Here is a 3,119-nt window from a genome sequence, read left to right as displayed (position 1 = left end):
AGCATTCGTCGAAATCTTCGGAGTATCAGACTCATCTGGAAGACCAGGCTGGTCAATCGGAACCACACGCTGTCCCCCACCACTGTTATGAGTGGTTATGCCGTTGGGACCAACCACAGTGATGAAGGCATCCGCCGGCTGCTCAGGGATAGTAACCGACGGATCGGCTTCAAACTGCTGGTCGAGCGTTTGGGCATTGTCCTTTAGAATGCGCAGCCCCGTGTTCGCCGTGAAATCCTCTGAATTGCCGTCGAACCCGTGGAGCGGACGTGCCAGACCAGAAACATTTCCGCCGTCGTTTGCGTGAATAAACTTAATCGCGGCAGCCCTACCCGACGCATCAGAGACGAGCGCTGCCAAGTAAACGCTGTAACGGTTAGCAAGTTTCTTATCGCCAGCCGCCGTAGCATCACGCAGCTTCATTGCAATGCCGATAGCCGCATTCTGGAACTTCGGGTCATCAAAGCGAATCGCACCTGCTGTGGACTTCTTGTAGCTGCCCTTCTTGAGCATGGGATCGGCAACAGTGTAATCAATACACCAGCCCCATCCGACATCATTGTTCTTGTGAGGGTTTCTCGCACCTTCTGGCGGAACACCAGCCCACACAAGCTGGCCCCAGCTATGATCTCCGCCAATTTTCGCATTTTCAGCGCCCAAGGTGGTGTTAGGCACGAAATCAGTCGGCTCGGCCGCGCCAGCCTTCGCCCAGGGAACGGTAACCATGGCCGCAATTACTGCAATTGCTGTAAGCACAGCAGTAAAGACCATCCACCCCTCTCTGGAGATATTCCTTAATCTACTCATCGTTTCCTCTTCGAATGATGTGAATGTCTACAAGTTTTCTACACAGCAGCCTTAGACCACTGAACCAATCTGAAATCTGGACGTAGGTTTTTACACCCTGACCGGCGATTCCTCTCAGGAATCTCACGAACTCTTATAGTTCACTCAGGAGACTATCATTCAATACGGGAAGCTGCAAGGTATCTCATTGCTCTATAAATTTCGCCTATACCCAAGTTGGAGCATGTTTATGCTGTACTAAACCACTTTCAAGTCAGACTGTCCCCCCTCTATCGCCTACTTGTTCTATTTTTTGTTGACGTCGTCAATTTCTAAGCAATTCTTATAATTCTCTACCTAAGATTTGCTAAGTTTACATATCAGTTTTCGCCCATCCGGATTGCGCTCGGAAACCTTCCGCCAGCGCAACAGCACAGTGCGCACCCGCGCTGGCCTAATCCCCTTGTAAGCACCTACGAACCTCACCACCTTGCAGCACCCCAAGGCCCGCGGAAACTCGTACTCGCGAGCACTTAACATCCTTACCGCTACACCTCGCAGACACGCGAAACGGCCGTGCGCAAAGCACGGCCGTCTTTCCCCATTAGAAACCTCACCCCACAGGGCTTAGGCCACTGCCCCCATTAAACATTTTTATGGATCACCGAGCCCCCTCTTTAATCATCGGCGGAACGCGTGAGCTTCGGGTCAACGTCGACGACAGGCTCGGGAACCTCAATAACCTCGATGTCGGAAACCGGCGAGCCCGCGGGCGCCACAGGTTGCGCATCCACCTGGTCTCCCCCTGAAGACGAGCCCGGCTCCACAGTAATCTTCGCCGCCGCGAGTGCTGCCCTGTCGCGGGCGGTCTCAACGTCCTCGGCGGTCGTAGCCACCATGCCCATGCGGCGGCCGGCGTAGGCCCAGGGCTTGCCAAACAGGCGCACGTCAGTTTCCTCATACGCCAGGGCGGCATCGAGGCCGGAGTAGGAGACGTCATCAAGCTCAGCGTCCGCGTGCAAAATGACCGCCGCACCGGGACTGACCAACGTCACATCGATCGGGAAGCCCAACATTGCGCGGACATGGAGTTCAAACTCAGAGAAGCGCTGTGTGTATCCAGTCAGCATTGCGGTATCCAAAGGACGCGGCGAAACAGAGGAGAAATACACCTCATCACCCGCCACGAAGAGCTCAACGCCGTAGACACCACGCCCACCCAATTCATTGGAGATGCGCGCGGCCACGGAGCGTGCGTTCGCCAGGGCGTCTTCACTCATCGCCATCGGCTGCCAGGACTCCACTAGATCGCCTTTCTCATGACGGTGGCCAATGGGCTCACTGAACCACGTGGCCATCTTGCCCGTAGCCGGGTCAATGGAGCGCACAGCAAGCAGCGTGACCTCATAATCAAAGTCGACGAAGCGTTCCACCACGACGCGCTTATACTCCGAGGACACGTGTCGCACCATGGACCAGGCCTCCTCCACGTCCTCTTCTTCCTTAAGAAGGATGTGGCCCTTCCCGGAGGTCGTAATGTCCGGTTTCACGATGCACGGCAGCCCCAACTCCCCCACTGCCTCCTGCAGCTCCTCAGCGGACTCAGCAAAGCGATAGGCAGTGACGGGCAAGCCGATGCTCTCAGCTACCTCACGCACGCTCTCCCGGCTTTGCGTCAGCTCACAGGCCCGCGCTGATGGCACAACGGTGGTGCCGAATTCCTCTATACGCTTCAGCGTCTCCACCGCGACAGTCTCCACCTCTGGGACTACGTAGTCTGGCTTAATCTTCTCAGTCAGCTCCCACACCTTCTGCGGGTCCCTAATGTCTGCGATGTAGCTAAAGTGCGCAAGCTGCTGCGCGGGTGCTCCTGCGTAGCGGTCCACAGCGTGCACCTCGAGCCCCAGATTCTGAAAGGCTATTACCAACTGCTTGCCCAGCTCGCCCGCCCCGAGGAGCAGCACCTTGGTGGCGCTTCCTGTTAAGGGGGTTCCGATCTGGCCTGCGATGTCGCCTACGGTAGTCATTCTCGAATTATCGCACACATTTGACGCCGCGCTGCTTGGCGACGTCCCCCGATTCCCCACAACCACCCAAACTCACCGCGCCACACGACGGCACAGTGCCCCGGGCTCCGGCCCCGGGGTGCAGGATCACCAAAGCCCCCTTTACCCACCGCAGGGAAACAGTGGGAAAGGGGGCCTGGTGCTACAGACTGACCTTCTAGCGTGTCAGCCGGCCACGGGGGCCGACTGGCCCTCGGTTATCGCGGTCTTCCTCTTACTTGGAGGAACCCTCACCAGCACCCGGTGCACAAGCATCAGCCAACAGGC

General features: G+C 57.1%; 1 protein-coding gene and 1 pseudogene. Both read right to left on the bottom strand.

Annotated elements, in window-relative coordinates:
• Positions 1-771: pseudogene (locus tag HMPREF2806_RS13530) on the bottom strand (adhesin); the annotation flags it as partial.
• Positions 772-1,463: 692 nt separating this feature from the next.
• Positions 1,464-2,813, bottom strand: a complete 1,350-nt coding sequence (gene purT / locus HMPREF2806_RS02335) for a formate-dependent phosphoribosylglycinamide formyltransferase (protein WP_070515973.1) — start codon at positions 2,811-2,813, stop codon at positions 1,464-1,466.
• Between the last annotated feature and the right edge of the window lie 306 nt (positions 2,814-3,119).

The sequence above is a fragment of the Corynebacterium sp. HMSC076G08 genome (assembly GCF_001811515.1).
In the GTDB taxonomy this organism is placed as follows: domain Bacteria; phylum Actinomycetota; class Actinomycetes; order Mycobacteriales; family Mycobacteriaceae; genus Corynebacterium; species Corynebacterium hiratae.
The sequence above is the reverse complement of the archived record's forward strand: the minus strand, read 5'-3'. Positions and strand labels throughout refer to the sequence as shown.

Excerpts from the sequence above, each read along its gene's own strand:
- purT (WP_070515973.1), bottom strand. The coding sequence starts at position 2,813 with ATGACTACCGTAGGCGACATCGCAGGCCAGATCGGAACCCCCTTAACA.